The sequence below is a fragment of the Sulfurimonas sp. genome (genome assembly GCF_047622445.1).
Lineage (GTDB): Bacteria > Campylobacterota > Campylobacteria > Campylobacterales > Sulfurimonadaceae > Sulfurimonas.
Genome location: NZ_JBLHOE010000078.1, coordinates 1 through 15,268 on the forward strand (window position 1 = coordinate 1; position 15,268 = coordinate 15,268).

At 31.2% G+C, this 15,268-nt stretch carries 18 protein-coding genes; 6 read left to right on the forward strand and 12 right to left on the reverse strand.

Features of this window, described 5'->3' with window-relative positions:
- Positions 1–848: 848 nt before the first annotated feature.
- The 6 genes from ACI9TV_RS14080 to ACI9TV_RS14105 form a co-directional block, all read right to left on the reverse strand.
- Complete coding sequence (locus ACI9TV_RS14080) at positions 849–2,030, reverse strand: acetylornithine transaminase (RefSeq protein ID WP_415251454.1); 1,182 nt, start codon at positions 2,028–2,030, stop codon at positions 849–851.
- A 140-nt stretch (positions 2,031–2,170) separates the two neighbouring features.
- Positions 2,171–2,677 carry a hypothetical protein gene (locus ACI9TV_RS14085; RefSeq protein WP_415251455.1) on the reverse strand — a complete coding sequence of 169 codons (507 nt, stop codon included), beginning with the start codon at positions 2,675–2,677 and terminating at the stop codon, positions 2,171–2,173.
- Positions 2,674–3,126, reverse strand: coding sequence for a hypothetical protein (locus tag ACI9TV_RS14090; RefSeq protein ID WP_415251456.1), 453 nt, complete (start codon positions 3,124–3,126; stop codon positions 2,674–2,676). The genes ACI9TV_RS14085 and ACI9TV_RS14090 overlap by 4 nt, the downstream gene beginning before the upstream one ends.
- 13 nt (positions 3,127–3,139) lie before the next feature.
- Positions 3,140–3,367, reverse strand: coding sequence for a hypothetical protein (locus tag ACI9TV_RS14095; RefSeq protein WP_415251457.1), 228 nt, complete (start codon positions 3,365–3,367; stop codon positions 3,140–3,142).
- A gap of 60 nt (positions 3,368–3,427) precedes the next feature.
- Complete coding sequence (locus tag ACI9TV_RS14100) at positions 3,428–3,577, reverse strand: hypothetical protein (RefSeq protein WP_415251458.1); 150 nt, start codon at positions 3,575–3,577, stop codon at positions 3,428–3,430.
- A gap of 7 nt (positions 3,578–3,584) precedes the next feature.
- Entirely contained in the window at positions 3,585–4,376 is a 792-nt protein-coding gene (locus ACI9TV_RS14105; protein WP_415251459.1) for an HlyD family efflux transporter periplasmic adaptor subunit, read from the reverse strand.
- 112 nt (positions 4,377–4,488) lie between these two features.
- On the opposite strand from ACI9TV_RS14105, the gene ACI9TV_RS14110 reads away from it, so the two are divergent.
- Both ACI9TV_RS14110 and ACI9TV_RS14115 read left to right on the forward strand, forming a co-directional pair.
- Entirely contained in the window at positions 4,489–5,433 is a 945-nt protein-coding gene (locus ACI9TV_RS14110) for a chemotaxis protein CheW (RefSeq protein ID WP_415251460.1), read from the forward strand.
- Between the two features lie 66 nt (positions 5,434–5,499).
- Positions 5,500–6,351: a glucosaminidase domain-containing protein gene (locus tag ACI9TV_RS14115; protein ID WP_415251461.1), complete on the forward strand. Its 852-nt coding sequence runs from the start codon at positions 5,500–5,502 to the stop codon at positions 6,349–6,351.
- A 150-nt stretch (positions 6,352–6,501) separates the two neighbouring features.
- On the opposite strand, the gene ACI9TV_RS14120 is transcribed toward ACI9TV_RS14115, so the two are convergent.
- The 3 genes from ACI9TV_RS14120 to ACI9TV_RS14130 are packed head-to-tail and all read right to left on the reverse strand — an operon-like array spanning position 6,502 to position 9,861.
- Positions 6,502–7,821, reverse strand: coding sequence for a sodium ion-translocating decarboxylase subunit beta (locus ACI9TV_RS14120; protein WP_415251462.1), 1,320 nt, complete (start codon positions 7,819–7,821; stop codon positions 6,502–6,504).
- Between the two features lie 4 nt (positions 7,822–7,825).
- Entirely contained in the window at positions 7,826–9,622 is a 1,797-nt protein-coding gene (locus ACI9TV_RS14125) for a biotin/lipoyl-containing protein (RefSeq protein WP_415251463.1), read from the reverse strand.
- A gap of 8 nt (positions 9,623–9,630) precedes the next feature.
- Positions 9,631–9,861: an OadG family protein gene (locus tag ACI9TV_RS14130; protein WP_415251464.1), complete on the reverse strand. Its 231-nt coding sequence runs from the start codon at positions 9,859–9,861 to the stop codon at positions 9,631–9,633.
- A 148-nt stretch (positions 9,862–10,009) separates the two neighbouring features.
- On the opposite strand from ACI9TV_RS14130, the gene ACI9TV_RS14135 reads away from it, so the two are divergent.
- Together ACI9TV_RS14135 and ACI9TV_RS14140 are read left to right on the forward strand one after the other, a co-directional pair.
- Positions 10,010–10,300: a DUF3817 domain-containing protein gene (locus tag ACI9TV_RS14135; RefSeq protein ID WP_415251465.1), complete on the forward strand. Its 291-nt coding sequence runs from the start codon at positions 10,010–10,012 to the stop codon at positions 10,298–10,300.
- 56 nt (positions 10,301–10,356) lie between these two features.
- Entirely contained in the window at positions 10,357–10,647 is a 291-nt protein-coding gene (locus tag ACI9TV_RS14140) for a hypothetical protein (protein ID WP_415251466.1), read from the forward strand.
- 21 nt (positions 10,648–10,668) lie between these two features.
- On the opposite strand, the gene ACI9TV_RS14145 is transcribed toward ACI9TV_RS14140, so the two are convergent.
- The 3 genes from ACI9TV_RS14145 to htpG form a co-directional block, all read right to left on the reverse strand.
- Entirely contained in the window at positions 10,669–11,190 is a 522-nt protein-coding gene (locus ACI9TV_RS14145; RefSeq protein WP_415251467.1) for a thermonuclease family protein, read from the reverse strand.
- 199 nt (positions 11,191–11,389) lie between these two features.
- Positions 11,390–11,851, reverse strand: coding sequence for a hypothetical protein (locus ACI9TV_RS14150; protein WP_415251468.1), 462 nt, complete (start codon positions 11,849–11,851; stop codon positions 11,390–11,392).
- Between the two features lie 155 nt (positions 11,852–12,006).
- Positions 12,007–13,905: a molecular chaperone HtpG gene (gene htpG / locus ACI9TV_RS14155; RefSeq protein WP_415251469.1), complete on the reverse strand. Its 1,899-nt coding sequence runs from the start codon at positions 13,903–13,905 to the stop codon at positions 12,007–12,009.
- Positions 13,906–14,034: 129 nt separating this feature from the next.
- Between htpG and ACI9TV_RS14160 the strand changes: the two genes are divergently transcribed.
- Both ACI9TV_RS14160 and ACI9TV_RS14165 read left to right on the forward strand, forming a co-directional pair.
- Complete coding sequence (locus tag ACI9TV_RS14160; protein WP_415251470.1) at positions 14,035–14,355, forward strand: hypothetical protein; 321 nt, start codon at positions 14,035–14,037, stop codon at positions 14,353–14,355.
- 576 nt (positions 14,356–14,931) lie between these two features.
- Positions 14,932–15,240: a hypothetical protein gene (locus tag ACI9TV_RS14165; RefSeq protein ID WP_415251471.1), complete on the forward strand. Its 309-nt coding sequence runs from the start codon at positions 14,932–14,934 to the stop codon at positions 15,238–15,240.
- Positions 15,241–15,268 lie beyond the last annotated feature (28 nt).

A 15,268-nucleotide genomic window follows, 5' to 3' on the forward strand; every position in this document is an offset into this window, starting at 1 on the left:
TCTGCTGCACGGTTAAAGAATGAAATGTATAGGCTTGAGATTTTGTTTTCTAGGCTTACTTCCCTAGCTTGGAGTTGTGTGAGGGTAAGTATTATTCCTAGAAGTATTATTATTAGATTTTTCATCGCAAATCCTTTATAATGACCTTTATTAATTATAATACTTTTACACTTAAATAAATAACAATTGAAGTAAATTAGGTTTTATTATTGTTAAAGAGAAATTGAAGTTTTATATATCTTTACTTATATTAGTTCTTAAATAAGATATGTCAAGTTGTAAAATAAACGAAATTACACTTAATTAATAGAATTTACACAAAGAAATTTAAGAAAATTTAATATATCTCTCCAAAACGATTATTACCCTCAATACAATCTTTTCTATTGCCATTTTGGAATAGATAATGATACATTAATTTATATTTGATTCTATCATCAAAAGAAAATTCCAAATCTATATTTAACTCTTTTTTCTTATTTATGAATTTATCTTCAGTAATTATTATTTGAGATTTTTCAATCTCTATAATTATATATTGAAATTTATTCTAAAAAATAACGAAAGGTGGTCATTACAATTGTAATGACCACCTTTCACTTTAACTACTATCATTAGTTTCTTTTTAATTAAGTCAATCATTTTTAATGAACCCTTAAAATAAAACTAGTAAAATTAGTTTTATAATATGTTCTTTTTTTGAGATTTATATGTCTTATCAAGAATGAAATTACATTTAATCTAAAACTTTAATATTTCAAGCCAACGATCATACTAAAATAAATATATATTGTTAGTTATCGAAGTTCAGTCAAGATGTAATGTCAAAGCATTCAAGAATATGTAGTTTAAAGACTTTCTATGGCTTTGTCTAAGTTTTTAAATCCCTCATCCATTTCCTCTTTTGTTATTGTTAGTGGAGGGAGGAACCTTAAAGTATTTCTTCCAGCTTTAAGAAGCATTACTCCATTTTCTTTTGCATTTGTAATTATCTTTGTGAGTGTCTCAGCATCTTTAACTCGTAAACCACACATCATTCCAATTCCTACTTTTTGAGTAAAAATTTCCGAATATTTATTTTGAAGTTTTTCAACGGCTTGATTAAAAAACAATGTACTAATTTCTAAATCTCCACTCTCTTTATACTCTTTTAAAATATCCATCACTTCACATGTAGCTACAGTGCTAAGATAGTTTCCACCAAAAGTGGAACCATGATCACCAGCTGAGAGAACCCCTTTAAGTGATGTCATAACTACACCTATTGGAACTCCACCACCTATACCTTTTGCAAGTGTGACTATATCTGGAGTTATTCCATACACTTGGGAAGCTAAAAACTCTCCTGTTCTGTATCCACCAGTTTGCACTTCATCAACTATGAGTAAAACACCACGAGATTTTAAAAGTTTTTCTAATTTTTTCACAGCTTCTTTATCTTGAGGTTGTACGCCACCTTCACCTTGTACTAGTTCTATCATAACTGCACATGTATGATTATCTAAAAGTGATTCTATTTGAGCTATGTTCTCTGCATACACAAAACCATCAGGAAATGGACCAAAATAATTATGCATAGACTCTTGACCTGTCGCTTTAACTGTTGTAATAGTTCGACCATGAAAAGAATGGTTAAGAGTAATTATCTTGTATTTTTTCACTTCACCGTTTATCTCACCATATTTTCTTGCAATTTTTATGGCACCCTCATTTGCTTCAGCACCAGAGTTTCCGAAAAAGCACTGCATGTCATATCCAGAAGCTTCAACAATTTTTTGCGCAGCTTTCGCTTGAGGAGCTATGTTATAAAGATTAGATATATGAGTAATCTTTGCTATTTGTTCTGTGATTGCTTTGTTGACTCTTTCGTTTGCATGGCCAACACTTACAACACCAATTCCGGATGTGAAGTCGATGTATTTTTTTTCATCACTATCTATAAGTGTTGCACTTTTCCCACTTATAAATTCCACATCTACTCTTGCATATGTAGGTAATACGTACTTTTTATCTAATTCTTGAGTATTCATTTTTTATCCATATATTTTATAATAAATTTATCCTAAAATAATAGCACAATAAGATAAATTTTCTTCTTGCTGAGTAAGAGCTTTAAGTACAGTTACTTTAAGAGTTATATTTTTTCATTTTGATATATTGCACTCTTACCTTAGTAAGAGTGTTTTGATGATGTAAGATTATTTACACCCAGCGTCCCACTGTAAATAAGTACACAATCATTTCGTAAGTTTGTACTGATTTCTACTTTTAAATTTACACTTCCAATTGCAGAACTTATTGTTATGACTTCACCATTCTCAAAACCATGAGAAGTATTTATATAAACATTCTTTTCTCTTTTAAACTGTGAGTTTAAACTTTTTGCACTTTTAGGGGTAAGCAAGAAGAAATCTGTGTCCATCTTAAAGTTTGAACTTGTTTCATCTAAAAATAAGATCTTGCTATTACCTGTGTTAAAACATTCTTGATATGGGGTATTCTCTCGAAATTTTATTTGCAAAACACCATCCATATTTTCGACTGAAAAACTTTTAAAATACTCTAAATAAAAACTCTCATCTTCGAGTTTTATCTTAAATTCTTTGCACAAATAAGCACTTAGATCATACTCACTTATTCCATTGTCACTTACCTGCACTTCTCGCATTTGCATCATTGCATTGTGTGAGTATGAAGTTCGTATATCATGTTTTGAAAAAAAAGTTTTTTGTAGTTTGAGAACTCAGTATCTACTTTAGAGACTCTGTTAGCATTTGTATTAAACGGTGAAGTAATTCCTTCTTTTGAATTACCAAGGTAAGCTACACCCGAGCCCTCTTTTGTAAATAAATCAAGTCCAACAGCCAATGCATCAATAGCTCTCATCACATCTGCACCGTCTCGATACTTTTGGATTCCAAGACCACAAATAATTGCAACTTTTTTATCTTTCACTAATTCTATAAAGTCTTTAATCTCATTAAAAGCAACATCTAGCTCTGCTAAAGTATCTTTTACACTTAGAGTTTGTGTGAGTTCATAGAACTCTTCAAAATTATTCGTATATTTTTTCAGGTTCCTTTGATTAAAAACATCATCGGTGTATAAAAAAGGAAACAGTAGCATTCCAAGGTTCAAGTTAGCATGTGGATTGAGTTACATATACATCCGATTTAGCTATCTCAGATAAGGGCATGTTTTTATTGATACCTCGACCTTTAATAATGCCATCCTTACCAGCTCCATAACAAAGCGTTCCATCCGTTAAGGTAGCACCTACTAAAGCAAAAAAATGATCTGTCACTTCTTGCATCAGTCCAAAGTTTCCATTACCTCCATAATGAAGTACTTTACCGCCTTTTATCATATCTTTTAATTTTGCAAGTGCTTCTTCTAAGGAAATTATTTCATCTTTATAACGAGGTTCTTAAATAGTTTCATAATAATTATAATGATTTAAATGTGGACATGAAAATTCACGAGTGTAGCCAGTTTTAGCACCTTTTTGTTTACCATTGTCCACAGTAATTTCACACGCATCATAACAATCTAATGGACAAGCAGTATTAACACTCATTTTAGCTTTACTTTAATTCTACTTTTACTAATCTAGAAAATACTTTTGGGGATTTTATAATTATTTGCACCCTATACTTTGAAATATTTTTAGAATCTGCAATATTTAAAATTCTTGATATTTTATATTCACTCACTTTACCATCTAAGTAAATCTTCTTATCATCAATCCCAAGTAAGTCCTCTTCATCAAGATATATAGTGAGTAAAGCACGAGAGACATCTGCCACTTGTGCAAGCGGTGTCGAAATTCCAACAACTTGACCAGCTTTTACAGCAATTGAATAAAGAGTAAAACCTTTAGCACTCAAATTTTTGTCTGTAGTAGAACGTATTAAATGTGCGCGACGTAATTGTAAATCTGCTATATTTATTTTTAAATTATGAATCTCTTTCATGGTATTGAGATATACATTTTCACTAGTAATCAAATCATAGTATTCTCTGTCTTTTTCTAAAGTAGACTTGATTTTTAAAGATTTAATATTGTCATAGTTTTTTCTTTTCCTTACTAATAATTGTTCTAAATTTGCGAGGACACTCTCATTTGAGTTTACTGTACTAGCTAAATAACCTAATTTTTCATTTATATATTTAATTTCTTTATTGTCTAACTCTGCATCAATCTTGATATATGACTTTGAAGAAAGCTTTTTACCTATCATATTGTCATCAGTAAAGAGGACTAAACCTGAGACATTTGAAGATATATTTCGAATCTCATAAGGCTCTACTTTTGAATAATATACTTTAGAAAAAAGAAATGAATTTAAAATTAAGACTAATACTACTATTTTCATATACTTACCTTTACGTTAATTGAATACATTCTACCAATACATCACTTAACATTCAAGCATATTTCATTTTAATTACGCTATTATTTATTTATATTTAAACAAAAGGTGTTTTATGTCTGTTTTAGATAATGTTGATGCTGCCACAAACTTAGCAAAAAATAATGAACTTCAGTTACTTGTATTTAGAATTAGCGAAAGTGTCGACTCTGCTTTTTATGCTATTAATGTTTTTAAGACAAGAGAAGTAGTTGAATCAAAAAATCATTTCTTAACACAAATACCCTCTTCTCACGACTTACTTGAAGGAACTATTATTCTTCGTGGGCTACAAATCCCAATTCTCAACCTTCCATTATGGCTTGGAACACAACTCTCACGAGAAGAAATTCAAAAATCCAATATCTTAATCTGTGACTTTAATGGCATTGTAATTGGTCTTAGGATTATGTCTGCATATAGAGTTATAAAGAAAAACTGGAGTGAAATGCATGCTCCTGATAGTTATAGACTCAAAAATGACGGTGTTGTAATGAATGACACCAGACTTGAAGATGGTAGTCTATGTCTTATCTTAGATTATGAAAAACTTCTTGCAGATGTTATCCCTCAAGCAATGGTTGATGTAAATGAATCTGCAACAAATATTCAAGATATAGCAATTCCAATGAAGCTTAAAAATGGAACTGTTCTTATCGCTGAGGATTCTAGAACTGCGCAAACTCATCTAAAACAAATCTTTGCAAACTCTAACTTAGATATGAGGATGTTTGACAATGGAAAAAAACTCGTTGATTATGTAGAGTCTATGCCTGACCCTAGTATCATCCCTGCCATAATTACAGATATTGAAATGCCAGAGATGTCTGGTTTTACTGTGTTACAAATACTGAGAAATAATCCAGCAACACACAATACCCCTATAATAGTAAATAGTTCTATGAGTAGTGCAAATAATAAGAGAGAAGCTGAAGGCCTAGGGGCTAGTGGTTTTATCGATAAAACGAAAAGTCATAATATTGTTCCAATTATTATAGAAGCGATGAATAAACACTCTTAATTAAGCCTTACTTTATCGATTATATACTATAGTGTATTCTTATTATATATATAACATGGAGTAAGAATGCAAAAAAACACACTAATTATTAGCTCTTCTATAGCAGTTCTAGCAGCTTTACTAATCTATACTAGTACTCAAAAAAATGAAGAGAAAGTTGATGCTTTAGAAAGCCATAAACCGACTACCCTAATTTCAAAAGTAGAAAGCTCAGAAGTAGTGACAGCCCCTAAAGAACTTAAAAGAGATCTAGCTGAAGAAGTAAATACAGAGACAACAATTCCAGTAGTGACTAAAAAAGTATTCCAAACAAAATATCAAATCTCAGTACTTCCAGAAAATATGAGCGCACTAGAAAAGAAACAAAGGTTTAATGAACTCTTGGTACCAGCGGTCAATAAAGTATACGCTCTCTTAGAAAAGCAATATTCAGAAGTTAAGAAAATGATTGAGAATCAAAAAGACAATCAAAAAATAAAAACTTTATTAAACATATATAAAGCTACAAATACTCAAGACCTTTTAGTAAAGCTAAAGCCTCATCCAAAAAGTATAGCTCTTGCACAAGCTGCTATGCAAAGTGGATGGGCAACATCAAGATTTACTCTTATGGCAAACAATTTATTTGGAGTGTGGTCATTTGATGAGAATGAGCCAAGAGTACAAGCACATGAATCAAGAGATGGTGAAGCTATCTATGTAAAACGTTATGACTCGCTTCAAGCATCAGTTGAAGACTACTATAAACTATTAGCTACAAGTCCTTTATTTGAAGAATTTAGACAAGAAAAGACAAGAACTGATAATCCAGAAAAATTAATAGAAAAATTAGATAAATATTATAAAAAAGATGATGATTATACAAAAGGTTTACATCAATTACTTAAATATAATAACTTCAATAAATACGATAATTAAAACCTAAAACAAAGTATATACAAAAACAAAGAGTAGAAAAATTTAAAGAGTGATGTAGTTGCAAGGCGAATAGTAAGGAAGCGTACTTTTGTACGTGACGAACGTAGCAACGCAGTAAATGCGTCGCTATTTAAATTTTGTGCTAGTTAGTTATTGAAACAAAGAAATAAGTACACCAGCTGCTACTGCTGAACCTATTACTCCAGCCACATTTGGACCCATCGCATGCATCAGTAACATATTAGTACGATCGTACTCCATACCTACTTTATTTGACACACGAGCTGCCATTGGAACTGCTGATACACCAGCTGAACCAATTAATGGATTTACTTTATGCCCAGGGAACATATTCATAACTTTCGCCATAATTACACCAGAAGCAGTACCAACTGAAAATGCAATAATACCGAGAGCCATAATAAACATAGTATCAGGTACTAAAAATTCATTTGCTGCAAGTTTAGAACCAACACCAAGACCTAAGAAAATTGTTACTGTGTTAATGAGTGAATTTTGAAGAGTATCATTAAGACGCTCAACAACACCTGATTCTTTTAAGAAGTTACCAAACATAAATGCACCAATTAATGGTGTTGCTGCTGGTAAAACCATAATAGCCAAACTAAGTACCATAACTGGAAACACTAATTTTTCTAAACGTGAGACATGACGAAGTGTAGTCATCTTAATTTTACGCTCAGCCTCAGTTGTTAACGCTCTCATAATCGGAGGTTGAATAATTGGAACCATAGCCATATAACTATACGATGCAACAGCAATAGCACCTAACAATTCAGGAGCAAGCTTAGTAGCAATGAATATAGATGTTGGACCATCAGCACCACCAATTATTGAAATTGCAGAAGCTTGTTGTAGTGTGAAATCAGCAAAACCATATTGAGTAAGTGCTACTGCACCAACAAGTGTTCCAAATATACCAAACTGAGCAGCTCCACCAAGAAGTGCTGTTTTAGGGTTTGAAAGTAATGGACCAAAATCAGTCATTGCTCCCACACCCATAAAAATAAGAATTGGAAACATTTCATTTGCAAGACCCATATTATAGATAACACCCAAGAAACCATGTTCTCCTGCGATACCTGCAATAGGAATATTTGCGAGTAAACCACCAAAGGCAATTGGTAGAAGTAAAAGAGGTTCAAAACCTTTTCTAATAGCCAACCAAAATAAGAAAAATGTAACGAAAATCATAAGTACACGTCCCCATGATTTATGAAAGTTACTCATTGGTTTACCATGTGAACTTAATTCATTTGGATCTGGATTTAATACTGCATTTACACCTGTAGATTGTAAAAATCCTCCAACCATTTCTGTGAATGATTGTGATTCATATGTTTCTTCTTTATGCGTAGAAGAAGCTTCACCTACAGCTGCCGAATTAGCATGAAGAGCACCAAAGCTAAAAAGCATAAGGGCCAATAGTTTTAAGATAAATATCTTCATTCTATTATCCTATTACTGCTACAACTTGACCTTCTACAACTTTATCATTTGTAGCAACATTAATTGACTTAAGTGTACCTGATTTTGTTGCAACAACATCAATTTCCATTTTCATAGATTCTAAGATCATAATTACATCACCATCGTTAACTTTGTCATTTGGGTTCGCTACGATTTTCCAAACATTACCTGGAAGAAGTGCTTTAATTTCTAAGTCACCAGCCGAAGCTGTCGCTGGAGCTCTTGGAGTGGCTACTGCTTCCCCATCCACTGCTGTTACTTGAATATTCGCATCACCCTCTGCAACTTGAACACTAAACTTTTGACCATCTACTACTACTGTATAATTTCCATTACCCATATTTGAACTTCCTTCACAATCTGTTTTCATTTCTGATATTTTACGTACGTTTAACTCGCCCTTACCTTTAAGAAAAGCGATACCTTTTTCTTGACATGCTGCTGCAATAAAGATATTTTCTTCCGTTATCTCTAGTTCTTCTTCTTTAAGTTTATCAATCCAATTTTGTAAAGACTTTGTATAATCTGCATTAGCAATATCCAAAGCATTTTCTGTAGTCGGTAATAAATTTAATTTCTCTGAAGCAATTTTTACAATTTCAGGATCTGGAGCAACTGGAGTCTTACCAAAATAACCAAGAACCATTCTTCCATAACCTGGAGCTATAGCTTTCCAAGGTCCTTGCATAACATTATTAAGTGCTTGTTGGAAGTAAAACTGAGAAACTGGAGTTACAGATGTACCATAACCACCTTTTTCAACTACTTCTTGCATAGCTGCGATAACATCTGGAAATTTATCTAAGATACCATTATCTCTCATCATCTGCGTATTTGCAGTTAATGCTCCACCTGGCATTGGTGAAAATGGAATAATTGGTGAAACCATAGTAGCTTCAGGTGGTACAAAGTAATCTGAAAGACAGTTTTGTAATTCTTTTTCATATGTAAGAATTTTATCAATCTCTAAACCACCAAGATCAAAATCAAGACCTTTTGTTGCATGAAGCATGGTTAAGATATCCGGCTGAGATGTTCCACCACTTACAGGAGAAGCTGCCATATCTATACCATCTATACCAGCTTCTAATGCTGCCATGTAAGCGGAAACAGAAACACCAGCAGTTTCATGTGTATGAAGACGAAGGTGAGTACCTTCAGGAACAATACCGCGAGCCATTTTGATAGTTTCGTATACTTTATGAGGATTTGAAGTTCCAGATGCATCTTTAAAACAAATAGAATCATAAGGGATTCCACTATCTAAAATATCACGAAGAGTTTTTTCATAAAACTCAACTGTGTGAGCACCGTGACAACCTGGTGGTAAATCCATCATAGTCACAACAATTTCATGCTTAAGCCCATGATGAGAAATTCTTTCACCTGAATATTTTAAATTTTCAACATCGTTAAGTGCATCAAAATTTCTAATTGTTGTAGTACCATGTTTCTTGAAAAGTTTAGCATGTAAATCAATAAGTTCTTTAGAACCTGTATCAAGCATAACTGTATTTACACCACGAGCTAATGTTTGAAGGTTTGCGTCTGGACCTACAATACTACGGAATTTATCCATCATTTCAAAAGCATCTTCTCGTAAATAGAAGTATAAAGATTGAAATCTTGCTCCCCCACCAAATTCAAAGTGAGTTATTCCTGCAGTTTTTGCAGCTTCAACAGCTGGAAAAAAGTCATTCATTAGTACTCGTCCACCGTATACTGACTGGAAACCATCTCTAAAACTTGTATCCATTACATCTATAAATTTTTTAGCCATACTTTGTCCTATCCTTGTCTATGATGTGTTATTGCGGCTGTAATTGCAGCAATAACATTTTTATTATCTTGTTTTTTCACTACGTTTCCATTAGTGTTCTGATTTGGTTCTGGGAAAAATTTATGCACTACTATTGATAATATATTCATACTTACAATCAGTATTATTAAGAATAAGAACACTGTTCCCATCCCTAATCCCATAAACTTAAAGCCCTCTACGATAAGGTTAGTTTCCATAAATTACCTTTTTTTTTATAATTTGTAGGTCGATTATAGTATAAAAATGTTTAAAAAAAGTTTGGGAGATGTGCTAAATTTTTAAAATTACTTGATTGTTACTTTTTGATTATATACTTCGCAAAATTAATCCTAAGGACACAAACAAATGATAAACAAAAATGTACAAAGGTTCAGAATCATAAATACTACAGAGGGCTATTCATACTTGGCTTTACTACTCATTGCAATGCCTTTAAAATACTTCTTTGGTACTCCAGAAGCAGTAAAAATTGTAGGTATGTTGCATGGTGTACTTTTCGTTAGCTTACTTATTTTAATGGTGCCTGCATACCTAGAAGCAAAATGGAAATTTCAGTATAATATTTTATTTTTTATCGCTTCACTTATACCTTTTGGTACATTTTATACTAGTAAAAAAATAAAAGCTTATGAATAAGCTATATTTTGCTAAAATTACAAACAATAATAACGAGTACATTAGGAAATAAATAAATGATAGCTGGAATGAACGAACAAGATTTAATGGCGTATATAATATTTGGAGTTATACTCAACTTTGCTTTTTCTATACTTTTTGGAATGTATTTGAGTAAAAATATTGGTATGCAAGAAATGATAACTTCTAAAGGAGAAAAACCACAGTCTCTTTTAATAAGTATGAGCTTATTTGTACCCTTTGCTAAAATGTTAATAACTCTATATCGAGTTGCTATTTTACAAATATACTTTTTAAATAAAGGTCATTCCCATAAGGAATTTTGGGTATATATGACTAATAAATAAAGATTATTGCATCTACTCTAGTTACTCTCGAGTATAGATGTATGCAGCACAATCTTTCATCATGTTTTCTGACCAAATACCTCGTAAACTCAACTTAGCTTTTTGCTCAGATCTATTAAAATAATAACTATATTCTTTATCATTAAACTGTGGTTTCTTCACGGCCAAGCCTTCCTCAATTAAAAATTCTGATAATGTCTTTTCGCCTGCTATGTTTATAAGACACCTATTATTTTTTTTTACTATTAAACTATATGATTGATAGACTTTTAATTTTGAGTTTGCATAATAGTATAAAGCTCTTTGTTTTTTGTAAAATAACTCGATAGATTTCGTACACGCTGAAGCTTCATCCGCATTTTCATATATCTCATCAATGGCTATTACCCCATGTACTTTACAGATAAATTCAGTATTTCCATATCTAAATACTTGAGTGTCATTTGAATGTATCTTTACTAAAGTAGCTAAAAATGGTTCTTTTGCCCCTAAAGAGTTCAAAAAGAATATGAGAAAAATAAATATACTAAAAAATTTGTGCATTAAGTATACTAACATGTTATAATTAAATTATGAATGATTTTAAACTTAAACTACTTCTGGCCTCATTGACAGGTATCGTATTTTCTTTTATTTTTATACTACTCGCTTTTGTATTACCTAGCAAGAATGTAGTTACTATTGAAAAAAAAGCATCAAACAAACTTGAAAAAATTTCTCACGCCCTACGGAATTAGTAATATTATAAAGAGTTCTTCACTTTTATCAATCTAAGTGTATCGAATGCTTTTTGTGGTCTCAGTATAGTTACACAAGCGAACAGCCCCTCTAAACATAAAAATATATGCTCTAAGTCTTCCTCTTTCATTATTGTATATAAAAGCTTTTGAGCATCATGTATACGAAGATTTCTTGCTACACCAAGATTTTTATGTGCTAGTTCTTGAAGTGGAGTAAAATTCATAATTTTATGATTATCTTTACTTGATTGTAGCTCATGTAAATATTGAAGAAATGCCATATTTGATGTAACTATTTGAATTACATAATCATCTATAAGATGATTAATCTCTTCAAGTTCTAAGCCTAATTCTTCAATAGCTTCATCTGGAGTATAACTATAATTATGTATATTTATTTCTTTAAGTTCATTAAGAAAAAGATTATTATTTAGATTTACAGCATCAATAAGCATATTTTGCATATTAGTGCACTTATATAGGGTATATATATATTTAGATTTATTACTCATACTAATAAGATAACATTATTTTTTATAAACCGATTAAAAAATCTTGACTAATCTTTAAGAAGCTAGTGAGTGCTACTAATAGTCACACTCACTATGTTTGAAATTTACTATAAAGCTTTGCTCATGATTCTATTTAATCTTGAAATAAAATCAGCAGTATCACTTAATTCTTGCCCATCAAACAATTTTGCTTGATCTAACAATACATGTGCCGCATCATTTATCAAATTTAGATCTGCTGAATCTTTTAACTTCATTAAAAGCTCATGATTAGGATTGATTTGAAAAATAGGAGCAGGTTCTGGAGCATTTGGATCTCCTTGACCCATTTGTTTCATCATCTGCGCCATCATATACGATGGATCTTCTTTATCTATTTTAATAGCCACTGGTGAATCAATTAAGTCAGCTGTCGTTTCAACAGATTTAACAGCATCTCCAAGAGCATCTTTAAATTCTTTTGCTAAACCTTCATATGTTTTTGCAACTTCCTCTTCAGCTTTTTTCTCTTCTTCACTCTCTTCAAATTTTGCATCTGCAACTGCTACTAATTTATACTCTTTATAATCAGTAACCATAGGGAAAATAATCGTATCTACTTCTTCATTAAGAACTAAAACATCAATCCCTTTAGCTTTAAATCTCTCTAGTGCCGGTGAAGATTTAAGCATAGATAATACAGCTTTACCTGTAATATAGTAAATCTCTTTTTTCTCTTCATCTATATTTTTAACAAAGTCTTCAATCATAACTGTAGAATCAGAATTAAGAGTGTTAAACTGCATAAGTTCTAAAATTTTCTCACGATTATCAAAGTCATTATAAAGACCTTCTTTAAGTACATTTCCAAATTCACTATAGAAAGTATCGTATTTTTCTTTATCTTTTTTAACCATTTTACCAAGCTCTGAAAGAACTTTTTTTACAGATGTTTTTTTAATTTTATCCATAGTTGGATTTGATTGTAAAATCTCACGGGATACATTTAATGGTAAATCTTTAGAATCTATTACACCACGTAGAAATCTTAAATAAGTTGGCATAAGCTCTTTTTCATCATCTGTAATAAATACACGGTTGATATAAAGCTTAATACCTGTTTGATAATCTACACGAAATAAATCCATAGGAGCTTTTGATGGAATATAGAATAATGTTGTATATTCTACAGCACCTTCTGATTTGTTATGCATCCAAGCTAATGGCTCTTCTGAAGAATGTGCTATTGAGCTATAAAAGTCTTTATATTCATCATTAGTTACATCTTTTTTAGCCATAGTCCATAATGCATTAGCTTTATTTATTTGTTCATTTTCTATCTCTGTTCGAGATGCTTCTAATTCTTCTTTACCTTCATCATCCATAACAGCAGCAATATGTTTCTCTTTATCCATAAAAATTGGGAAAGGAATATGATTAGAATATTTTTTTACAATAGAATCAATTCTGTGTACTTCTAAGAACTCATCTTCATCATCTTTAAGATGCATAACGATTGTTGTACCATGACCATCCTGTGTAGTGTTTTCGATATCGAATTCACCATCACCCGCACTTTTCCATACTAAAGCTTGATCTTCACCTGCTTTTTTTGTTGTAACTTCTACCTTGTCAGCAACCATAAAACAAGCATAAAAACCAACACCGAACTGACCAATTAGATTAGAATCTTCTTTTTGATCGCCTGAAAGGTTTTCTAAAAATGCTTTTGTACCAGACTTAGCAATCGTACCAAGGTTGTTCATTAAATCTTCTTCGTTCATACCTATACCAGAATCTTTAATTGTTAAAGTCTTTGCTTCTTTGTTCGCTACTATATCAATTCTTGGTGAAAATGTAACGTCTTTATATTTTTCGTCAGTTAAAACTAACATGTTTAATTTATCAAGTGCATCTGAAGCATTTGAAACTAACTCACGAATAAATATTTCTTTATTTGAATAAAGTGAGTGAATCATTAGGTGTAAAATTTGATTTGCTTCTGTCTGAAACTGATGTTTTGCCATAGTAGTAAGTCCTTAAATTATTTGAATTGATTGTATCCAAAAAAGGTTAATAAAACAATATAGACTCACTTTAAATGAGTCACTAAGACTAAGGTTTATTTAGTCCTTAAATTTTGCTATACTTTGCTCATGCAAACAGACTATATAAACTTAATAGAACCAACACCAAAACTACATACACAAAAATGTAAATTAGTATCTTTACTCTTAAGAATTTTTTTACAATTTACAACATTTATAGCAGCGCTGATAGCATGGTATATATATGATTACTTCATAGGAATTGCCACACTCTTACTTGTATTTATTATTATGGGAATTATTCGTTCAAAAATTAGAAATGCTGTTATTCCAACTAAACAAAGAGAGTTTCAATATAATGACCAAGGTATTGCAGATTGGTACACAGCCAGAGAGCTATGTATAGAGATAGAGGAAGAAAAAGAATAGTTATTTTTCGAGCGATCAAAAGTGTAGAAATATCTAAATACAAGCATATATACACTAATCTACTTGAGGTGCAATAGTATTATATTTAACTTCTTTCATTTGTTCTTTTAAAGAATCAAGTAAATTTTTATATTTGAAAAAGAGAATGCCAATGGTAGAAACTTAGCATTATTTTTTTGCTGAAACTCATTGTTTACAGGGAATATAAAATAATATATTCCCCATGGGCTTAGTAAGATTAAAGACAAAGGAAACGATAAAATTTTATTTTCTTCTATAAAGCCTACCCAATAATTAACTTGGTCAGTTTTATAAAGGCTTTCTGCATAACATTGTATTAATCTATCATTCAAGCCATTTGTTCTTTCATACTGGTTTCTTTCTCAAATTTACACTGCAGAATTTGAAGGGGTATTTGGAAGGTAACATACGTCAATACAAATTGTAGTATAAGTACTTATAACCTGTGTGTATTAGATATCAGCATATCAAATTCATATAACAATATTTATTTTATTTACAGAAAACTATAAATTGACGATTTAGTATCATAATAACTAATTAAATAGGGTCTATATGCAAATTCAATCATCAGTCCAAACCAATTTTTTAAACACTCACATTAAAATAGTTTCAGAAAAGCCATCTGTAATACAGACAAATAACCATATTGACAAAGCAAGCTCTATCAACACTGGAGCATATGACTACTTTGAGTTGGGAGAAGATATAAGTCAATATCAAGAGATAGACCCTGTTCAAGAACAAACAAATAAGGATATTGTTAATTTCGACTTAATGAAAAAAACGGGTGCTTACTTTTCTACTTTTTCTTATAATTCACAAGATAATAATCGACTAAATTTAACTTCATACTTTTACTAAGTCCACGATGTATACTAATCATGTTTTT

Coding starts and splice junctions, on each gene's coding strand:
- ACI9TV_RS14095 (WP_415251457.1), bottom strand. CDS start 3,367: ATGATAAAAGGCGGTAAAGTACTTCATTATGGAGGTAATGGAAACTTT.
- ACI9TV_RS14160 (WP_415251470.1), top strand. CDS start 14,035: ATGCAAACAGACTATATAAACTTAATAGAACCAACACCAAAACTACAT.
- ACI9TV_RS14165 (WP_415251471.1), top strand. CDS start 14,932: ATGCAAATTCAATCATCAGTCCAAACCAATTTTTTAAACACTCACATT.
- ACI9TV_RS14130 (WP_415251464.1), bottom strand. CDS start 9,861: ATGGAAACTAACCTTATCGTAGAGGGCTTTAAGTTTATGGGATTAGGG.
- ACI9TV_RS14110 (WP_415251460.1), top strand. CDS start 4,489: ATGTCTGTTTTAGATAATGTTGATGCTGCCACAAACTTAGCAAAAAAT.
- ACI9TV_RS14135 (WP_415251465.1), top strand. CDS start 10,010: ATGATAAACAAAAATGTACAAAGGTTCAGAATCATAAATACTACAGAG.
- ACI9TV_RS14125 (WP_415251463.1), bottom strand. CDS start 9,622: ATGGCTAAAAAATTTATAGATGTAATGGATACAAGTTTTAGAGATGGT.
- ACI9TV_RS14120 (WP_415251462.1), bottom strand. CDS start 7,821: ATGAAGATATTTATCTTAAAACTATTGGCCCTTATGCTTTTTAGCTTT.
- ACI9TV_RS14100 (WP_415251458.1), bottom strand. CDS start 3,577: ATGAGTGTTAATACTGCTTGTCCATTAGATTGTTATGATGCGTGTGAA.
- htpG (WP_415251469.1), bottom strand. CDS start 13,905: ATGGCAAAACATCAGTTTCAGACAGAAGCAAATCAAATTTTACACCTA.
- ACI9TV_RS14115 (WP_415251461.1), top strand. CDS start 5,500: ATGCAAAAAAACACACTAATTATTAGCTCTTCTATAGCAGTTCTAGCA.
- ACI9TV_RS14105 (WP_415251459.1), bottom strand. CDS start 4,376: ATGAAAATAGTAGTATTAGTCTTAATTTTAAATTCATTTCTTTTTTCT.
- ACI9TV_RS14145 (WP_415251467.1), bottom strand. CDS start 11,190: ATGCACAAATTTTTTAGTATATTTATTTTTCTCATATTCTTTTTGAAC.
- ACI9TV_RS14150 (WP_415251468.1), bottom strand. CDS start 11,851: ATGCAAAATATGCTTATTGATGCTGTAAATCTAAATAATAATCTTTTT.
- ACI9TV_RS14090 (WP_415251456.1), bottom strand. CDS start 3,126: ATGCTACTGTTTCCTTTTTTATACACCGATGATGTTTTTAATCAAAGG.
- ACI9TV_RS14140 (WP_415251466.1), top strand. CDS start 10,357: ATGATAGCTGGAATGAACGAACAAGATTTAATGGCGTATATAATATTT.
- ACI9TV_RS14085 (WP_415251455.1), bottom strand. CDS start 2,677: ATGATGCAAATGCGAGAAGTGCAGGTAAGTGACAATGGAATAAGTGAG.
- ACI9TV_RS14080 (WP_415251454.1), bottom strand. CDS start 2,030: ATGAATACTCAAGAATTAGATAAAAAGTACGTATTACCTACATATGCA.